At 64.6% G+C, this 18700-nt stretch carries 16 protein-coding genes; 9 read left to right on the forward strand and 7 right to left on the reverse strand.

All coding sequences use genetic code 11. The annotated features are described in order from the left end of the window. The first annotated feature begins 12 nt into the window (after positions 1-12). From ACHIRB_RS00335 to ACHIRB_RS00350, 4 genes are all read left to right on the forward strand, one after another. Positions 13-1281, forward strand: coding sequence for an RNA polymerase sigma factor (locus tag ACHIRB_RS00335; RefSeq protein WP_395115673.1), 1269 nt, complete (start codon positions 13-15; stop codon positions 1279-1281). A 66-nt stretch (positions 1282-1347) separates the two neighbouring features. After that, positions 1348-2994 carry an alkaline phosphatase D family protein gene (locus ACHIRB_RS00340; protein WP_395115853.1) on the forward strand — a complete coding sequence of 549 codons (1647 nt, stop codon included), beginning with the start codon at positions 1348-1350 and terminating at the stop codon, positions 2992-2994. A gap of 118 nt (positions 2995-3112) precedes the next feature. Beyond that, positions 3113-3457: a YciI family protein gene (locus tag ACHIRB_RS00345; protein ID WP_395124466.1), complete on the forward strand. Its 345-nt coding sequence runs from the start codon at positions 3113-3115 to the stop codon at positions 3455-3457. 21 nt (positions 3458-3478) lie between these two features. Then, complete coding sequence (locus tag ACHIRB_RS00350) at positions 3479-4735, forward strand: RNA polymerase sigma factor (RefSeq protein WP_395115675.1); 1257 nt, start codon at positions 3479-3481, stop codon at positions 4733-4735. Here ACHIRB_RS00350 and ACHIRB_RS00355 read toward each other — a convergent pair. Further along, complete coding sequence (locus tag ACHIRB_RS00355; RefSeq protein ID WP_395115676.1) at positions 4732-5904, reverse strand: phosphotransferase family protein; 1173 nt, start codon at positions 5902-5904, stop codon at positions 4732-4734. The genes ACHIRB_RS00350 and ACHIRB_RS00355 overlap by 4 nt on opposite strands. A 221-nt stretch (positions 5905-6125) precedes the next feature. Here ACHIRB_RS00355 and ACHIRB_RS00360 point away from each other — a divergent pair, with 221 nt between their 5' ends. Beyond that, the gene (locus ACHIRB_RS00360) at positions 6126-7040 is read left to right on the forward strand and encodes a hypothetical protein (RefSeq protein ID WP_395115677.1); all 915 of its coding nucleotides are present in this window, start codon (positions 6126-6128) and stop codon (positions 7038-7040) included. Here the strand turns inward: ACHIRB_RS00360 and ACHIRB_RS00365 are convergent, their stop codons facing one another. Next, complete coding sequence (locus ACHIRB_RS00365; RefSeq protein ID WP_395124467.1) at positions 7041-8000, reverse strand: DUF389 domain-containing protein; 960 nt, start codon at positions 7998-8000, stop codon at positions 7041-7043. It lies immediately after the preceding gene. Between the two features lie 15 nt (positions 8001-8015). Then, on the reverse strand, positions 8016-9821 hold the full coding sequence (gene aspS, locus ACHIRB_RS00370) for an aspartate--tRNA ligase (RefSeq protein WP_395124468.1): 1806 nt from the start codon (positions 9819-9821) through the stop codon (positions 8016-8018). A gap of 326 nt (positions 9822-10147) precedes the next feature. On the opposite strand from aspS, the gene ypfJ reads away from it, so the two are divergent. Then, positions 10148-11077: a KPN_02809 family neutral zinc metallopeptidase gene (gene ypfJ, locus ACHIRB_RS00375; RefSeq protein WP_395115679.1), complete on the forward strand. Its 930-nt coding sequence runs from the start codon at positions 10148-10150 to the stop codon at positions 11075-11077. Positions 11078-11084: 7 nt separating this feature from the next. Continuing rightward, positions 11085-11633, forward strand: coding sequence for a hypothetical protein (locus ACHIRB_RS00380; protein WP_395115680.1), 549 nt, complete (start codon positions 11085-11087; stop codon positions 11631-11633). Positions 11634-11643: 10 nt separating this feature from the next. Here ACHIRB_RS00380 and ACHIRB_RS00385 read toward each other — a convergent pair whose 3' ends face one another. The 3 genes from ACHIRB_RS00385 to ACHIRB_RS00395 form a co-directional block, all read right to left on the reverse strand. After that, entirely contained in the window at positions 11644-12741 is a 1098-nt protein-coding gene (locus ACHIRB_RS00385) for a 2-oxoacid:ferredoxin oxidoreductase subunit beta (RefSeq protein ID WP_395115681.1), read from the reverse strand. Further along, positions 12738-14663, reverse strand: a complete 1926-nt coding sequence (locus ACHIRB_RS00390; RefSeq protein WP_395124469.1) for a 2-oxoacid:acceptor oxidoreductase subunit alpha — start codon at positions 14661-14663, stop codon at positions 12738-12740. The genes ACHIRB_RS00385 and ACHIRB_RS00390 overlap by 4 nt, the downstream gene beginning before the upstream one ends. Positions 14664-14794: 131 nt before the next feature. Continuing rightward, a complete protein-coding gene (locus ACHIRB_RS00395) occupies positions 14795-15820 on the reverse strand; it encodes an Rv2578c family radical SAM protein (RefSeq protein WP_395124470.1) in 1026 nt (341 codons plus the stop codon). Between the two features lie 193 nt (positions 15821-16013). On the opposite strand from ACHIRB_RS00395, the gene ACHIRB_RS00400 reads away from it, so the two are divergent. Both ACHIRB_RS00400 and ACHIRB_RS00405 read left to right on the forward strand, forming a co-directional pair. Beyond that, positions 16014-16334, forward strand: coding sequence for a type VII secretion target (locus tag ACHIRB_RS00400; protein WP_199701011.1), 321 nt, complete (start codon positions 16014-16016; stop codon positions 16332-16334). Next, positions 16331-17665: a RodZ family helix-turn-helix domain-containing protein gene (locus ACHIRB_RS00405; protein WP_395124471.1), complete on the forward strand. Its 1335-nt coding sequence runs from the start codon at positions 16331-16333 to the stop codon at positions 17663-17665. The genes ACHIRB_RS00400 and ACHIRB_RS00405 overlap by 4 nt, the downstream gene beginning before the upstream one ends. Here the strand turns inward: ACHIRB_RS00405 and ACHIRB_RS00410 are convergent. After that, a complete protein-coding gene (locus ACHIRB_RS00410; protein ID WP_199701009.1) occupies positions 17662-18654 on the reverse strand; it encodes a malate dehydrogenase in 993 nt (330 codons plus the stop codon). The genes ACHIRB_RS00405 and ACHIRB_RS00410 overlap by 4 nt on opposite strands. Positions 18655-18700: the final 46 nt, after the last annotated feature.

An 18700-nucleotide genomic window follows, 5' to 3' on the forward strand; every position in this document is an offset into this window, starting at 1 on the left:
GCCTGCATTTCTGTGACGGCACCCCGGACGACAGCCGACGTCAACGCCAGCATCGACGCGGTCTGGCGTATCGAATCCGCGCGCCTGATCGCGGGGCTGACGCGAATGGTCCACGATGTCGGGCTCGCCGAAGAACTTGCACAGGACGCGCTTGTCGCGGCGCTCGAGCAATGGCCGGAATCAGGTGTCCCCCGCAACCCTGGCGCCTGGCTGATGGCCATCTCGAAGCGCCGCGCCATCGATCGGTTCCGTCGACAGGAACGCCTCGATCGCAAGCATCAGGAAATTGCGCACGACCTCGAGATCGATCAGGGGTCGAGCGAGTACGACGACGTTCTCGACGACCGCATCGAGGACGACCTCCTGCGGTTGATGTTCATCTCGTGCCACCCGATCCTGACCACGGAGGCGCGCGTCGCGTTGACGTTGAAGCTGCTCGGCGGGCTGAAGACGGGCGAAATCGCTCGCGCCTTCCTGGTGTCGGAAGCGACTGTCGCACAAAGGATCGTGCGCGCGAAGCGGGCACTCGCCGACGCCGACGTACCGTTCGAGGTACCGGGCCGTGACGAACTGCCCGCGCGCCTGGCGTCCGTTCTCGAGGCTGTCTACCTGGTGTTCAACGAGGGTTATTCCGCGACCGCGGGTGACGACTGGATGCGGCCCGAACTCTGCGCCGAAGCACTTCGCCTCGGCAGGTTGCTCGCAGGTCTGATGCCCGAGGAACCCGAGGTGCACGGTCTGGTGTCGCTGATGGAGATTCAGGCATCGCGGACAGCAGCGCGAACGACGCCTGCCGGCGAACCTGTGCTGCTGCTCGAACAGAACCGCGCCAAATGGGATCACCTGCTGATCCAGCGCGGTCTGGCGGCACTCGAGCGCGCCGAGTCGCTCGCCCCGACCCGCGCGAAGTACACGCTGCAGGCAGCTCTCGCCGCCTGCCACGCCCGTGCCCGAACCGCGGACGACACAGACTGGGCTCGGATCGCGAGCCTCTACGAGGAGCTCGCAGTTCTCGAGCCGTCGCCCATCATCGAATTGAACCGGGCGGTCGCATTGTCGATGGCCTTCGGTCCGCAGGCAGGGCTTGACCTCGTGGATCAGCTCGTCGACCTGCCGTCGCTGAAGAACTACCACCTGCTGCCAAGCGTGCGTGGCGACCTGCTCGCGAAACTCGGCCGTGGCGACGAAGCGCGAACCGAATTCGAGCGGGCGGCCGGAATGACCCAGAACGAACGCGAGCGGGCGTTGCTGCTCGATCGTGCCGAAGCTGCGGGCGCATGACGCCGGCGCCGCGTTTGCCAACTGTTCATCGAGCCGATTTGCCTTCCGTGGTCCGACTCGGATGTGATCGTCACCGTGCCTGAATCCCTGTCGCGTCGGTCTCTGCTCAAGGGCGGTGTCGCCGCAGCCGGAATAGGTGCGGCCGCGACGGTCCCGTCGACGTTCTTCGCCACGAAGGCTCAGGCCACGTCGGCGACTTTCCGGCACGGGGTTGCCTCGGGCGACCCGCTGCCGAACGGGGTCATCATCTGGACCCGCATCGAGTCCGGCGGCAACGACGTCGACGTGCAGTGGGAGGTCGCAGGCGACGACCGGTTCGACTCGATAGCAGCGTCCGGAACAGCAACGGCCACAGCGTCTTCCGATCACACCGTCAAGATCGACGTCACCGGACTCGCGCCTGCTACCAACTATTGGTATCGCTTCACAGTTCAGGGGACCAACCAGGTATCACCGACAGGCCGCACCCGAACCGCACCGGCCGCCGATGCCGACCTCGATCGACTGCGTTTCGGCGTCGTGTCGTGCTCCAACTGGGAGGCAGGCTTTTTCAGCGCCTACCGCCACCTTGCAGCGCGTACGGACCTCGACGCGATCGTGCACCTCGGCGACTACCTGTACGAGTACAAGCGCGGCGAATTCGGCGGTCGCGACGGCGTCGTGCGCCAGCACGACCCCGCGCACGAGATCGTCTCGCTCGCGGACTACCGAACGCGGCACGCGCAGTACAAGACCGACCCCGACCTCGCTGCCCTGCACGCCCGCCTGCCGTTCATCTGCACCTGGGACGACCACGAGACGGCAAACGATGCCTACCGCGACGGCGCGGAGAATCACACTCCCGCAACGGAAGGCGATTGGCACGCCCGCCGCGCAGCCGCGATGCAGGCCTATCTGGAGTGGATGCCGGTGCGGGCAAGCGGGTCGGGGCGCGATGCGCGGCTCTACCGCCGGCTCCGCTTCGGCACGCTTGCCGAACTTTCGATGCTCGACCTACGCAGCTACCGCAGCGAGCAGGTCACACCCGGTGCGGGGTGGCGCAGCGTCGACGCCCCCGACCGCTCGATCACCGGTGCGGCGCAATTGGATTGGCTCACAAAGGGAGTCACGACCGCACCGACCAGCTGGCGACTCGTCGGCAATCCGGTGATGATCGCGCCGCTTGTCGTGCCACCCCTCGAACCTGCGACAACGGCGGCCGTCACAGCCGCACTCGGAATCCCGCAGTCGGGCATCCCGGTCAATGTCGATCAGTGGGACGGCTATACCGCGGATCGGCGACGGCTCTTCGATGCGATCGATACCGACGGTGTCGACAACGTGGTCTTCCTGACCGGCGACATCCACTCGTCGTGGGCAGCCGACCTCCCGCTCGATGCGGCGAGTTATCCGGCAGGCAAAACAGTTGGGGTCGAGTTCGTCGTTCCCTCGATCACGTCGTCGAGCCCCGGTGACTTCCTGAAAGCGCCGCCGCGGACCGCAGCGATTCCGGCCGAGGCGGCCATCACGTCGATCAACCGGCACATCCGTTATGCCGAACTCGACTCGCACGGCTACGGCGTCCTCGACGTCACTCCTGCTGCGGCGCAGATGGATTGGTTCTACGTCACCGACGTTGCCGATCCCAACGCGGCCGTCCGGCACGGCGCCTCGCTCGCAACCCAGTCCGGGATCGGCCGACTCCAGTCCCGATCGGCACCCGTACCGCAATAATTGTCGCCGCGGCGAAAACTTTCTCGATATTTCTCTTGCGAGGTTGTCGATTCCCGCGAACCCCGTTCGTCGGTACTGATACGCGGTCCGATCAGCGGGCCCCGAACAAGGAGTCGCAATGTCGCAATATCTCGTCCTCATCTACGAAAACGAAACCGGCTACGCGACGGCAAGCGATGCCGCCATCGGCGAGATCCTGGCTGAACATGTCAAATTCCAGGCCAATGTCGGCGCGGCCGTACAGGGCGGCGGCTGGTTGCAGCCGACGATGACAGCAACCTCGATTCGAACCGACGACGCAGGCGGGTTCGACGTGACCGACGCGCCGTTCGCCGAAGCCAAGGAGGCCCTCGGTGGCTACTACCTGATCGAGGCCGCCGATCTGGACGCGGCGATCGCGATCGCAAAGCAGGTCCCCGCCCGTTTCGGCGGCGTCGAAGTCCGCCCGCTGCGAGCTATGTAGCGAATCGTCCGACCTCCAGACGTGCAGGGCAGCGAGATGGTCGACGTCACGGCTGCTGTAGCGCAGGCGCACCGCCGCGAGTGGGCATACGTGCTCGCCGCGACGGTGCGCCTCACTCGGAACCTCGACCTCGCCGAAGAGTGTGTTCAGGATGCGTACTCGCGCGCACTCACCGACTGGCCGCGCAGCGGTATCCCGTCTAATCCGGCTGCCTGGCTGACAACCGACGCTCACCGCCTTGCCCTGGATGTGCTCCGCCGCGAAATGACCTTGCGGCGTGCGCTGCCGCTGCTCGTCGAGGACGAAGTCGGTTCCGACACAGCTGAACTCGCGCTGGACGCGATCGAGGTTGCACGCAGCATTCCCGACGATCGGCTGCGCCTGATCTGTACCTGCTGCCACCCGGCATTGGCACGCGAAGCTCAGGTCGCGTTGACGCTACGTCTGATGTGCGGAGTTACGACGGCAGAGGTCGCGCGTGCTTTTCTGGTGAGCGAATCGACGATGGCCGCAAGGATCACTCGAGCGAAGAAGAAGATCGCGATCGCACGCATTCCCTATCGGGTGCCGTCCGCCGCCGAACTGCCCGAGCGGGTGGATGCGATCTGCGCTGTGCTGCATCTGCTGTTCACAACCGGCCACACCGCGCCGTCGGGTGACGCGCTCGTCCGAAACGACCTCTGCGATCGCGCTGTGCAGCTCGCTCGCATGATGGCTGCGCTGACTCCCGACAACCCGACCGTGCAGGGTGTGCTTGCGCTGATGTTGCTCACCGATGCCCGCCGGTCGGCGCGGACCGCGCCCGACGGCCGCATGCTCACCCTCGCAGAACAGAATCGTGACGACTGGGATCGCGACGCCATCGCCGAGGGCGTCGCCCTTGTCCGCAGCGCACTTCCGCACGTCGATCGGTACACACTCCAGGCCGCGATCGCCGCCGTACACGCGGAGTCTCCGTCCTTCGACGAGACCGATTGGGTGGAAGTCACCGGTTTGTACGAGTTGCTGATCCGAGTTTGGCCGTCGCCGGTCGTCCACCTCAACCACGCGATCGCCGTCGGCTTCGCTCACGGTGCGGCGCGAGGTCTCGCCCTACTCGACGCGTTGGCAGGGGAACCAGCGCTGGCGGCCTACGGCTACTTCGAGGCGTCGCGGGCGCACTTCCTGTACGAACTCGGGCGCGTCGACGAATCGCAGACGGCGTATCGAACCGCGCTGCTTCTCACGGAGAACGAGGTCGAACGGCGGTACCTGCTCGACAAGCTCGACGGTACCTAGTCCTCCCCTGACCACCGCGAGTCCAGCTCTGCCGCAACACGTTCCGCGAGCGCGGCAAGGTGGCGGTCGCCTGCGGCGCCTGCCGATTCCGACAGCGACGCCCACCTCGACAACAACGCCTCGGACCGAGGCACCGACAGTCCGTGCGCGCGGACGGCGGCGATTCGAGCATGGTTGTCCGGCAGGAACCAATACGTCGACAACCACACCCAGATCAGTTTCGCGTCGAGCATCTTTCTGGCCAAGATCTTGTCTTCGGCCAGGAACGGCCAGATCCCGACGACCTCCGAACGCCACGCTTCGATCATCGCCTGCGCGCGCTCGGCCGACATCTCGAAATGACACAGGCAGCCGGGGTACGAGACGAGTGCGTAGGCGATATCGAGTGACGCGTCGCGATAGCCGCCCCACTCGTAATCGAGGAATCGGACACCGTCGTCGTTGACTATCACGTTGTCCGGGCACAGGTCCGACGGGCTGAACGCGCGTAGGCGGCCGCCACGGAAGAGTCGGAGGCAATGCCTCGACGCGTCGACAACAGCGTCCGACACCGTTATGCCGAGACTGTCGGCGAGCATGCCTGGCAAGCGCTCGACCGCGGTGACGGCCTGCGACGTCACACCGTCCGCGTGATGGGCAACCTCGGCGCGGCGGAGCAGAGCCGTGAAATCGGATTCGCGGCCGACCGTCGTCGAGTGCATACGTCCCAACGCCTGAGCGAACGCCATCAGCGAATTCTCCGCAGCGGCGTCGTCACCGCTTTGCAGTTGCGTCGTGAGGCGCACACCCTCGCCGAGATCGCTGATGATGAGAAGCCGCTCGTCGAGGTCGTGAGCAAGCAGATCGGGACCGGGTCTGTCCTCGATCGCAAGCGCCGTCGCGAACTGGTACGAGACTGCCTCACGGAGAAAAGCAGAGTCGACACTTGCGACGCCCGGCTCGAAACCGGGCCCGAACGTCGTGTCGAAGTCGCGAACTTTCTTGACGATCAGGGTTCGCGGTAGCGAAAAAGCGTTGTCCGCGACGCGGACCCGCAAAACAACGGTTCGCCCGCTACCGCCGAGTTCGGTCGGATCGACAAGTCTGACCGGTGCGCCCATTCGCCGCGCGAGCAGCTTCTCTGCTGCTGCGACGACCCCGGCTGCGCGGTCTGCCACTAATGCGCTCATCGACTTCCAACCTACCTGCCCGACGCGAACGCTGGGTTTCTTCGTTTCGCCCATGACGCCCGACCAGTACCGATACGGATCGGAGCGAAATTTGTGCCGCGTTGTTGTCGCATCGGCGCGTCGTTGTCGACATAGTAGATCGACGAACGTTCCGCCTCAGACAATCCAGACAATTCAGACAAGACTCGCGATCGAAACCCCCCATCGGGAAGGAACACGACATGACCGACTATCCGCCACCTCCGCAGGGTGGCCCCGGTGAAGGACCTGACACGACGAAAAGGTTCCCGCCCGGCAGCGATCCAGCAGGGAGCTATCCACCGCCGCAGTCGGGTGGGTATCCGCCTCCCCCCTCCGGCGGCTACCCGCCCCCTCCCGGCGGGTTCGGGCCTCCTCCCGGCGGTGGCTATCAACAACCTCCGGGTAACTACGGTCAACCCAACTACGCAGCGGATCCTTATCCGGCCGGTGGCGCAGGCTACGGCGGCGGCGTGCAACAGCTCAATGTCGGTGACGCACTGACCTACGGCTGGAACAAGTTCAAGGCGAACGCCGGAGTCTGGATCGGCATCTCGGTCATCGCCTTCGTTATCAGCCTTGTGATTCAGCTACCGACCGGCGGCCTCGCAGGCTTCGGCATCGGACCGGAAACGTCGGTGGCACTCAGCCTGTTCGGGTCATTGCTCAGCTGGATTGTCGGCATGATTCTCCAGGCCGCGTTCATCAACGGAGCGTTGCGCGAGGTCGACGGCAACAAGCCAGCGATCGGAGACTTCTTCCAGTTCCGCAACCTCGGCGCTGTCCTGATCGCCGCAATCCTGGTCGGCATCGTGACCACCATCGGCTTCATCCTCTTGGTCATTCCGGGCATCATCGCGACGTTCCTGCTCTGGTACACCCTGCAGTTCGTCATCGACCGCGATCAGGAACCGGTCGCCGCGATGAAGTCGAGTTTCGAGCTGACGTCGAAGAATGTCGGGCCGCTGCTGCTGCTCGCGCTGGCTTTGGTCGCCATCAACTTCGTCGGAGCCCTGCTGTGCGGACTCGGACTGCTGGTGACGATTCCGGTCACCTTGCTCGCCAGCACGTACGCGTACCGCTTTCTCACGCAGGGACCGATCTCGCCGGCGGTCTAGCTATTTCGATCGTCCCAAGACGTGATGCCGGGCTCTGGCCAACCAGGAATCGTGAGGTTCCGTGGTTGGCCGGAGCGCGAGCACGACAACCCCGGCGACAACGATCCCGACCAGATTCACGGCCAGCTGCCCCGTCGAGAGCAGAGCGATGCGCCACTCGCTGTTGGTCGCAGCGACAACGGCAAACCCAGCAGCCGGAACCGTCGTCACCGAAATGAAGACGCCGACGAGCGCTGCCGACTTCGCGGTGACGAGAGCGAGCATGCCTGCCGCACCGGCGAGCAGTGCAACAACCAGCGAAAACGGTCCGACCTTGTAGATGAAGTCGACCTGATCGAGCGTTTCGACAGAATCCAGCTCGATCCAGCCGATCGCTTCACCGAGCAGAGTTGCCAACCCGGTCGCCACCATCGCAACCGGAAAACCGAACAGCAATGCGATCATCGATCGCCGGGCCAGTGAGTACTTGCGTCGGACCAAGCTGACAGCGAGTGCCGCGAGCGGTCCGAACTCCGGACCCACGACCATGGCGCCGACAATCGTCACCGGCGAATCGGTGACCACACCGACCGCGGCAAGTAGGCACGCGATCGTCAGAAACGCCAGAAATGCACCGTTGAGCGTCGATTCTTCACGGGTGCGCGACAGCAGCTCTTCCCACACGACCGCGTCGGCTGGATCCCCGGGCGCGTCGTGTTCGGCTTTGACCGCCGCGTCGGACAACACCGTTTCCAACGGTTCGAGCGTCAATGCACCCGACTGTTCGAGGCCGAGCTTGCCCAGCTCCGCAAGGACATCGTTCGCGGCCTCGCGAGCGATGTCGGCTTGGACGGCATCGCCGACCGGCTGCACAGCGGCGCCACGAGACACGATGAGGTGTGTGACGCCGACGTGCTCGCGCAGAATCGTGAGCACGGCGTCGGTGTCCTCCGCCGGGCAGATCACGCGCAGGTGCAGCACCGTGAGCCCGCCGGATCAGGCTTTGGTTTCCGGTGTCGCGTCGGGCTCGACTTTCGCTTTCGGCTCGAGCTTCGCGTCGATACCCGATTCCTTGCGCTGCTGCGCTGTGATCGGCGCAGGCGCATCCGTCAGTGGGTCGACCCCGCCGCCGGACTTCGGGAATGCGATCACTTCGCGGATCGAATCAACGCCCGCAAGGAGAGCCGTGATGCGATCCCAGCCGAACGCGATGCCGCCGTGCGGCGGTGCACCGTAGGCGAAAGCGTCCAGCAGGAAGCCGAACTTCTCCTGGGCTTCCTCGTGCGAGATGCCCATCACCGCGAACACCCGCTCCTGGATGTCCTTGCGGTGGATACGGATGCTGCCGCCACCGATTTCGTTGCCGTTGCAGACGATGTCGTAGGCGTAGGCGAGAGCCGAACCCGGATCGGTGTCGAAGGTCTCGAGGGAGTCGGGCTTCGGCGAGGTGAATGCGTGGTGCACCGCGGTCCAGGCACTGTGGCCGAGCGCGACGTCACCACCTGCGACCGCTTCGGACGTCGGCTCGAACATCGGCGCATCGACGATCCAGACGAACGACCACGCCTTCTCGTCGATCAGACCTTGCTTGCGAGCGATCTCACCACGTGCGGCGCCGAGGAGCGCGCGCTGTGCCTTCGTCGGTCCGGCCGCGAAGAACACACAGTCGCCAGGCTTCGCACCGACGTGCGCGGCAAGACCGTCACGCTCGGACTCGGACAGATTCTTTGCAACGGGTCCACCGAGGGTGCCGTCTTCGGCGACGAGGACGTAGGCAAGCCCCTTCGCACCGCGTTGCTTTGCCCAGTCCTGCCACCGATCCAGCTCGCGGCGGGGTTGGTCGGCGCCGCCAGGCATGACCACGGCGCCGACGTAGGGCGCCTGAAACACGCGGAACGGCGTCTGCGCGAAATAGTCGGTGCATTCGACGATCTCGACGCCGAATCGCAGGTCGGGCTTGTCGGAACCGAACCGTCGCATCGCTTCGGCATAGGTCATCCGCTGGATCGACTTCTCGATCTTGTGACCGACCAGTTTCCACAGCGCCCGGAGCAGTTCCTCGGCGAGCAGGATCACGTCGTCCTGAGAAACGAAGCTCATTTCGATGTCGAGCTGAGTGAACTCCGGTTGGCGGTCCGCGCGGAAATCTTCGTCGCGATAGCAACGAGCGATTTGGTAGTACCGCTCGATACCGCCGACCATCAGCAGCTGCTTGAACAGCTGTGGGCTCTGCGGCAGTGCGTAGAAACTGCCGGGCTGCAGCCGAGCGGGCACCAGGAAGTCGCGGGCACCTTCCGGCGTCGACCGTGTCAGTGTCGGGGTCTCGACCTCGACGAATTCGTGGTGCGCGAGGACGGCGCGCGCAGCCGCATTGACCTTGGACCGCAAGCGAATCGTGTGTGCAGGACCTTCGCGTCGCAGGTCGAGGTAGCGGTACTTCAGCCGCGCTTCTTCGCCTGGTGTCTCGTCGAGTTGGAACGGCAGAGGCGCGCTCTCGTTGAGGACTACGAGCTCTTTGACGTCGACCTCGATCGCGCCGGTCTGGATCTCGTGGTTTTCGTTGCCTTGCGGCCGCAGCTCGACGGTGCCGGTGATGCGCACGCAATACTCGGCGCGGAGGCGGTGGGCCTGCTCGGCGGGTGCACCTTCGCGGAAGACCGCCTGCGCCACACCGGACGCGTCGCGGAGGTCGATGAAGATAACGCCACCGTGGTCGCGCCGCCTCGCCACCCAGCCGGTGAGAGTGACGGTGTGACCGGCGTGCTCGCTACGAAGCGAGCCGGCCAGGTGGGTACGCAGCACGATGTTCCCTTTCTCGGACTCGAGGGCGGTGGTCGGAAGAATCAGCTCCCTCGACACAACCGCACGAACGGCGGATGTCGGCAGCAAATCCTCGCAGCGCCGCGATCGTTCATGATGCCAGAGCAGGTCGAGGCTACCGCAGTCGGTTGCCCGCTCGACACCCGTTTTCAGCCCTGTAGTGCTGGTTTGCCAGCGTGCTGCTCGCCCGTCGTTACGACCTGCCGGTGCCAAATTTGCCGACCGCGGGCCACAGTCGCTCACACATGGAAAGGTGTAGCGCGACAGCGGCAATCGCTACGGCCTCCTCTGCAGAAAGAGTGACGACGATGACCTTCAACGAAGGCGCCCAGATCGACTCCGGTCGCGTATCCGTCGGCGGTGGGGGCGGGCCGGGCACCGGCGGCAAACTCGCGATCGGCGGCGGTGCAGGCGGTCTGATCTTGCTCGTCCTCACGCTGCTCTTCGGCGGCGACGCGGGCTCGGTGCTCGGCGATCTCACCGGTGCGCAGAACAGCGGTCAGTCCGGTGGCGGTGCCGCGACCCTGCAGGGGTGTGAAACGGGCGCCGACGCGAACCGGGACGTCAACTGCCGCGTCGCGTTCACAGCCGCAAGCCTCGACGACGTGTGGAACGCACAGTTGGAGATTCAAACCGGAGTTCAGTACATACCGCCCGGCATCACCCTGTTCTCCGGCTCGGTACGCACAGGTTGCGGCGCAGCGTCCAGCGAGGTCGGGCCGTTCTACTGCCCCGCCGATTCCACCGGCTACTTCGACACCAGCTTCTTCCAGCTGCTCGTCGACCGCTTCGGATCCAGCGGCGGGCCACTCGCGCAGGAGTACGTCGTCGCACACGAGGTCGGCCACCACATCCAGAACCAACTCGGCGACATCGGCCGCGCCCAGCAGGACCCGAGGGGCGAAGAGTCCGGTGCCGTCCGCACCGAGTTGCAAGCCGATTGCTACGCAGGAATCTGGGCACACTTCGCCGACAAGCAGCCCGCGCCCGGCGGTGGTCAGCCGCTGCTGGCTCCGTTGACGGACAGAGACATCTCCGACGCGCTCAGTGCCGCCCAGTCTGTCGGTGACGATCGCATCCAGCAGTCGACCAGCGGCCGCGTGAATCCCGAATCTTGGACTCACGGTTCGTCTGTGCAACGGCAGAAGTGGTTCCTTGCCGGCTACAACACCGGCCAGGTCAAGGCGTGCGACACGTACTCCGCGCGCGACCTCGACAACCCGCCCGGGCAGCGTTAGCCACTCCATGGTTCGGGCGCTCCGGCTTGCAGGTGCTGGCGTTGTCGTGTTGTCGTTGGTGTCCTGCACGACCACAACGACCGGCGCCGCGACGGCACCCTGCGTCGACGAGCCCCGGCCGAACAGCACTTCCCCGGGCGACACTCCCCCGCTGTTCACGTTGACCACGACGCCGAACGGCTGGGAAACCCGTATCGATCTCGGTCCGACGCTCGTCGTCTACGCCGATCTCCAAGCAGTCTCGACGCCGGGTGCCGTCGGGTCGGGTGGCGTACCGCCGACACCGCCGGAAAGGTTCGACGGGTATCTACCGAGTTGCACAGTCGAACAGGCAATCGCCGACACCGAAGCGCTACGGACCACCGACTTCGGCGAGCCCGGCATCACCGATCAGGGCGGACAGACCGTCGACTACACACCGCAGACCGGTGACCCCATCAAGCTCTATATCTACGCACCCGGTTTCGACGAATACATCACGGCCGAACAACGTGCAGCTCGAGACAGGTTCGAAGCGCTCAACACGTTGCTCGCAACCGGTTTCGTACCGAATTGACCGGCGCCGCCTAGCCGACAGTCCAGGTCTCGCGGCCGTTCAGCAACGCCTGCAACGCCTGTGACGCCTGTAATGCATCTGGACCCACTGGTCGCTGCGCACTTGCCTGCTGTAGTTGCGCGCGGGCGGCGTCGTCGTAGGTTGTTCGTTGGACACTGCGGAAGATTCCGGTCAGGACGTGTCGCAGGTCCTGATCGGAAAGCCGCGATAGCGCATGCGCATAGTCGGGGTCGTCGGTGTAGGCGTCGTGGACCACGATGTCGGACTCCGCAACCTCGGTGGTCGCGGCAATGTCGAGTCCGAATCCTTTTCGCACGACGCAGAATTCGCCGTCGGCACCGAAGCGAATCGGTGCGCCGTGTACCAACCGGATCAGCCGTTGTTCCGCATCTTCCTTGCGCAGGACGTCGAACGAGCCGTCGTTGAAGATCGGGCAATCCTGCAGGATTTCGACGAACGACGTTCCACGATGCGCGGCGGCCGCGCGCAGCACTTCGGTGAGGCCCTTGCGATCGGAGTCGAGTGCGCGGGCAGCGAAGGTGGCCTCGGCTCCCAGTGCGAGCGAGAGTGTGTTGAACGGGTGGTCGATCGACCCCATCGGCGTCGACTTCGTCACCATTCCGACCTGCGAGGTCGGCGAGTACTGCCCCTTCGTCAGACCGTAGATCCGGTTGTTGAACAGCAGGATCGTCAGGTTGACGTTGCGCCGCAGCGCGTGGATCAAATGGTTGCCACCGATCGAAAGCGCGTCACCGTCACCGGTCACAACCCACACCGACAGGTCGGGGCGAGTGACAGCGAGTCCTGTCGCGATCGCAGGCGCACGACCGTGAATGGAGTGAATGCCGTAGGCATCCAGGTAGTACGGAAACCGGCTCGAACAGCCGATGCCGGACACGAACATGAGGTTTTCGCGACGTAGTCCGAGTTCGGGCAGGAAGCTGCGAACCGTCGCGAGGATGACGTAGTCGCCGCAGCCCGGACACCACCGCACCTCTTGATCCGAGGTGAAGTCCTTGGCCTTCTGCGGGGTGTCGGTCGTCGGGACATCGGCGTAGGACGTCAGTCCCAGATCTGTTCCGACGAGCCGATTTTCGATCGTGGTCACGCCTGAGTCCCCCTGGTGTCGTGATAGGTGGCGCTGGCACGCGCAGCTCTCGATTTCGCCGATTCGAGATCGCCGAGCGAACCGTCCACCGCCGCGTCGATCACCCCGACAAGTTCCTGTGCGGAGAACGCGAGTCCCGCGACCTTGGTCCACGGCTGGACGTCGACGAGGTAGCGCGCCCGCAGCAGCATGGCGAGCTGGCCGAGATTCATTTCCGGTGCAACAACTTTCGGGTACCGCCGCAGCACCGACTCCAAGTTCGCTGGAAACGGATCGAGATGACGCAGGTGCGCGTGTGCGACAGCGATACCTTTGCGTCGCGCCCGACGGCAGGCCTCGCCGATCGGACCGTAGGAACTGCCCCAGCCGACGATCAACAGCTCGGCGGCACCGCTCGGATCGTCGACGATCAGGTCGGGCACAGCGATACCGTCGATCTTGGCCTGCCGAAGCCGAACCATCAGTTCGTGATTGGCGGGTTCGTAGGAGATGTTGCCGCTGCCGTCAGCTTTCTCCAGCCCGCCGATGCGGTGTTCGAGTCCAGGGGTACCTGGCACGGCCAACGGACGGGCAAGCGTCTCGGGGTCGCGGCTGTAAGGCACGAACTGGTGAGCCCCGTCGGGTGCGGGTTCGAAGGCGGCGTCGATAGGAACCAGATCCGCGGTCGACGGGATCGACCAGGGTTCGGAACCGTTCGCGATCGCACCGTCGGACAGCAACAACACCGGCGTCCGATAGGTCAGTGCGATTCGTGCGGCTTCGACGGCCGTATCGAAACAATCCGCAGGTGAACGTGGTGCGAGTACCGCGACCGGCGATTCTCCGTTGCGACCGAACATCGCCTGCAACAGGTCGGCCTGCTCGGTTTTCGTTGGAAGTCCGGTCGAGGGTCCGCCGCGTTGGACGTCGATGACGAGCAGAGGTAGTTCGGTCATCACGGCGAGACCGATCGTTTCGCTCTTCAGCGCGAGCCCCGGACCGGACGTGCTCGTGACACCGAGCGCGCCGCCGAACGACGCGCCGAGCGCAGCACCGATACCCGCGATTTCGTCTTCGGCCTGGAACGTCGTGACACCGAAATTTTTGTGTTTGCTCAACTCGTGCAGGATGTCCGACGCCGGGGTGATCGGGTACGTGCCGACGAAGATCGGCAGGCCGGCGAGTTGTCCCGCCGCGATCACGCCGTATGCGAGAGCGGTGTTGCCGGTGATCTGGCGGTAGGTTCCCGCAGGCAACGTCGCTGGTGCGATTTCGTAGGTGGTCGCGAAGCTTTCCGTCGTTTCGCCGTAGTTCCACCCCGCTTTGAACGCGAGAATGTTGCCTTCACCGATCTCCGGCTTGGTCGCGAACTTCTCCCGCATAAATCGCTCGGTCCCGCCGATCGGGCGGTGATACATCCAGGAAAGCAGTCCGAGCGCGAACATGTTCTTCGCCCGCTGGCCGTCTTTCTTGGCAAGTCCGGCCGGTTCGACGGCGCCGAGGGTCAGGGTCGTCATCGGAACCTGGTGGACCACGAAATCGGTCAACGAGTCGTCGTCGAGCGGATTGATCGTGTACCCGACCTTCGACAGATTCCGTTTGGTGAACTCGTCGGTGTTCACGATGATCGTCGCGTGGCGCGGCAGATCCGCGACGTTCGCCTTGAGCGCGGCCGGGTTCATCGCGACGAGTACGTCGGGCTGATCACCGGCGGTGAGGATGTCGTAGTCCGCGATCTGGATCTGAAACGACGACACTCCCGGCAGGGTGCCCTGTGGTGCGCGAATCTCGGCGGGAAAGTTGGGCTGCGTCGCGAGGTCGTTGCCGAATGCGGCGGCTTCGTGGGTGAAGCGGTCACCGGTCAGCTGCATGCCATCACCCGAGTCGCCCGCAAACCGGATTACGACCCGTTCCAACTTTTCGGCTTCGATGCCAACGGTCATCGACCGTCCACCTTTCGGGGGCCAACATGGTCGAACTACCTATCCGAGCCCACGCTACGTCAGGCCGATCGGCCTCGCCATCCGGGCCTGACCTCGCAGTCCGATCCCCGTCCTGCAACGTGTTTCACCGATCAGAACAGTGTCATCTCCGGCACCCGAACTCCTCCACCGTCGACGACCGCGGTCGCGAGCCCCTCGACACTCTGGCCACGCTCGCGGGCAAGACCGTGTTTGTCGACAAGCGGAGCGATCCGGGCCGCCAGCCAAGTCTTGTACTCCGGCGTCACGTACGCCCCGTGGCCGTAGAGCTGGCGGTACCGACGGACCAACGCGGGATGCTCGGTGGCGAGCCACGACAGAAACCACCCGCGGGTACTCCCGCGCAGGTGCATCGGAAACGCCGTGACGCCAACCGCACCGGCTGCCGCGATGTCACCGATCAGCCCGTCGAGATGCGCAACAGAATCGGTCAGATACGGAATGACCGGTGCAACCATCACATTCACTCCGAATCCCGCGTCGGCGATCGCCCGGATCAGCTCGAGTCGGGCTTTCGGCGACGGCGTTCCTGGCTCGATCTCCTTCTGCAACACCGGATCACCGATTGCAAGGGAGACACCGATGCGGACCCCGACCTCCTGTGCCGCAAGCGTGAGCAACGGAAGATCACGCCGCAGCAGCGTCCCCTTGGTCAGGATCGAGAAGGGAGTTCCTGACTCCGTCAGTGCTCGAATGATGCCTGGCATCAACCGATATCGACCTTCTGCCCGCTGATATGGGTCGGTGTTCGTGCCGAGCGCTACAGGATCGCGTCGCCACGACCGGCGCGCCAATTCCTTGCGAAGAACCGCCGCAACGTTCGTCTTGACAACAATCTGCGAGTCGAAGTCGCGTCCGGCATCGAGGTCCAGATACTCGTGCGTCGACCGCGCAAAGCAGTACCGGCAGGCATGGGAACACCCTCGCATTGGATTGACTGTCCAGTCGAAAGGTAACTTCGACTCCCCCGGCACCTTGTTGAGCGCGCTTTTGCACAAGACCTCGTGAAACGTGATTCCTTCGAATTCGGGTGTCTGGACGCTACGAACGAAGCCTGCGCGCTCGAGGCCAGGAAGCGCGCCGTCCTCGGCATCCAAGGTCTGGCCTTGCCATCGCATTGGCCAAGTCGAACATGCGTTCTATTCAGTGTCAAGCTGGGGGCCTGTGAGTTTCTCCCGACACCTGTCCGACCGGTCCGCTATATTCATCTCTGCGTGGCACAGGGGGTAGGCACAGGGGGTCGAGCCGCCACGCATCGGGGCGGGTCGCAGTGGGTTCGCAGCCGATCATCATTCACGAACGGGGGGTCGTATGACTGCGGTAAATGCCGAATTGGCAGGGATTCGAAACTATGGAAACAGCGCGGCGGAGGTGTCGAGTCGTATTGCGGGTGCAGGCGCGATCGATCTTGCCGCCAACATTGCCGCACTGACACCGGTCTTCGGTGCGATCGGCGCAGACTTTCTTGCGATGTTCGGTGTGGCGCAAGCCAATCACGCGAAATCGGTGCTGCAGCTAGCGGAGCACTACGGTGCGACGGCGGTCGCCGCACACAAGACCGCAGGCGAGTACGAGGGCATCGACGATGCGATCGTTGCCGACCTCGGCCGCGCTGGTGGTGAAACGGCATGAGCGCCAATGCAACTCAACCAGTAGTCACACCAGCTGGCACGGGTGAGCCAACGTCGGCGGCACCTCCGGTGACCGTGCTCGACGCGTTGGAGCAATCGCCGATCGGACCGTTCCTGCACCTACCGCTACCTCAACTGCCACCGCTCCCACAGCTTCCGGCGCTGCCACCGCTACCGCCGCTGCCGCCCAACCCGCTGGACGCCTTGCTCAGCGGTCAGATGCTGCCCGCGCTGCCGGGTGTCGACGAGATGCTGAAGCCGATCACCGATCTGGCAAGCGGCTTCGGTTCCGGAAAGCTGGGGTCGCTCGATCCGACCAAGCTCATCGACGACTCGGTACTGATGCTGAACTCCGCACTCGAAACCGGCATTGCAGCAATGAAGGTCATGGACGAGTTCTGGGGTGGCCAAACCTCCACCAACGCACAGGGACTCGGCACGCAGGCACAGGATGCGGGCACCGGCGTCAGCAACCGCGGTACGCAGATATCGTCGGTGACCCAGGACGCCGCAGCCACCGTCGCACGCGGGAACATGAACCTGATGTCCGTCGCGGAATCGTTCGCGGCCACTGCCATCGCTGCAGCGCCGCTTGCCTTCACACCGCCAGGTCAGGTCGTGCTCATGACGGCTGCAGCCGAGCACCTGGCGATGGCGATCGAAGTGGTGACCGGTACGCGGGCAGAACTCACGACTCACACCGCCCAGATGTCGACGCTCACCGATCCGGTACCCGTCCCAGCCGGACCCGATACCGGCATACCGTCGACACCCTCGGGGAAGTCTCAGTTCGCCTTCGCGGCGGCAATGTTGGAGAACGTCGGAAAACCGCTGATCGAGACTGGCAAAGCCGGAGTTCAGGTCGTCACCGACATCGTCGGTCTCGGAACGGAGGCTCTGCGGACCGACCCTGCGGCAACGGCCACCGATCCGGTGTCACCGAACTCGACCGGTCCGGCACCGAGTACGAACCCGAGCAGTGTCGCGCCCGGACAGCAAAGCGCAACTGCAACAACAGGTTTGCTGACAGGTGCTCCGACGGCCAGCGCACCGCGCCCGCTGACAGCAGCTCTCGGCGGACCCGGCGACATCCCTCCGGCAACGACCATGTCGAGCACGGGTGGGCCGAGCGGTCCCGGCAATACTCACGGACCGACCAGCCCCGCGGGAGCCGGGATGATGCCCATGGCCAACCGCGGTGCAGTCGGCGACAGCGACGCGCCGCGGTCGTCGTATCTGGTCTCCGCGGGAAACCGCACCGAGGTCGTAGGCGACCTCGGCACGGTTGTGGCGCCGGTTATCGGCGCCACCGACACCGACGACGACAGTTAGTCACTGACGTACCCCAGCTCGCGGACCGACTCGTATTCGTGCGCCAGTTCTGCGACCGAGGCGTCGATACGGCTGCGTGAGAAGTCGTTGATCTCGAGGTCGGGCACGATCGTGTACTCGCCGCCTGCGCAGGTGACGGGGAAGGACGAGATGAGCCCTTCCTGCACGCCGTACGAGCCGTCCGAGCACACGGCCATGGAAACCCAGTCGTCGGTGCGGGTGCCGCGAACCCAGTCACGCATGTGATTGATCGCGCCGTTGGCGGCACTCGCAGCCGAGGACGCTCCTCGGGCCTTGATGATCGCTGTACCACGTTCTTGCACAGTGGGTATGAAGTCGTCGACGAGCCAGTTCTCGTCATCGACGACGTCGACGGCCGGTTTTCCGTCGACGAGTGCGTGGAAGATGTCCGGGTACTGGGTGTTCGAGTGGTTGCCCCAGATGCCGACGCGATGAATGTGTGACGCGGGCGTACCGGTCTTCTTGGCGAGTTGAGCGATCGCACGATTGTGGTCGAGGCGTGTCAGTGCCGTGAATCGGGTACGTGGGACGTCGGGAGCGTTGTGCATTGCGATCAGAGCGTTGGTGTTCGCCGGGTTTCCGACGACGAGCACCTTGATATCGTCGGCGGCCGCGGCGTTGATCGCCGACCCGTGTTCGGTGAAGATCGCGCCGTTCGCCGAGAGCAGGTCGGATCGTTCCATGCCCTTCGTGCGGGGCCGCGCGCCGACGAGCATGGCAATGTTGGCGCCCTCGAAGGCAACTCGCGGATCGTCGGTGATGTCGATCGAGGACAGCAGCGGATAGGCGCCGTCTTCCAGTTCCATAGCGACGCCTTCGAGCGATCCGACCGCTGCCGGAATCTCGAGCAGCCGCAGTTTGATCGATGCATCAGCACCGAGCATCGCTCCGCCTGCGATACGGAAGAGCAGCCCGTAGGCGATCTGGCCGGATGCACCGGTGACGGTCACGGTTACTGGAACTGTCACAAATTCTCCTCGTTCGGGGGTGGATGAGACGTTCGGACGAGCGACC

The organism is Antrihabitans spumae (genome assembly GCF_043944905.1).
Classification (GTDB): domain Bacteria; phylum Actinomycetota; class Actinomycetes; order Mycobacteriales; family Mycobacteriaceae; genus Antrihabitans; species Antrihabitans spumae.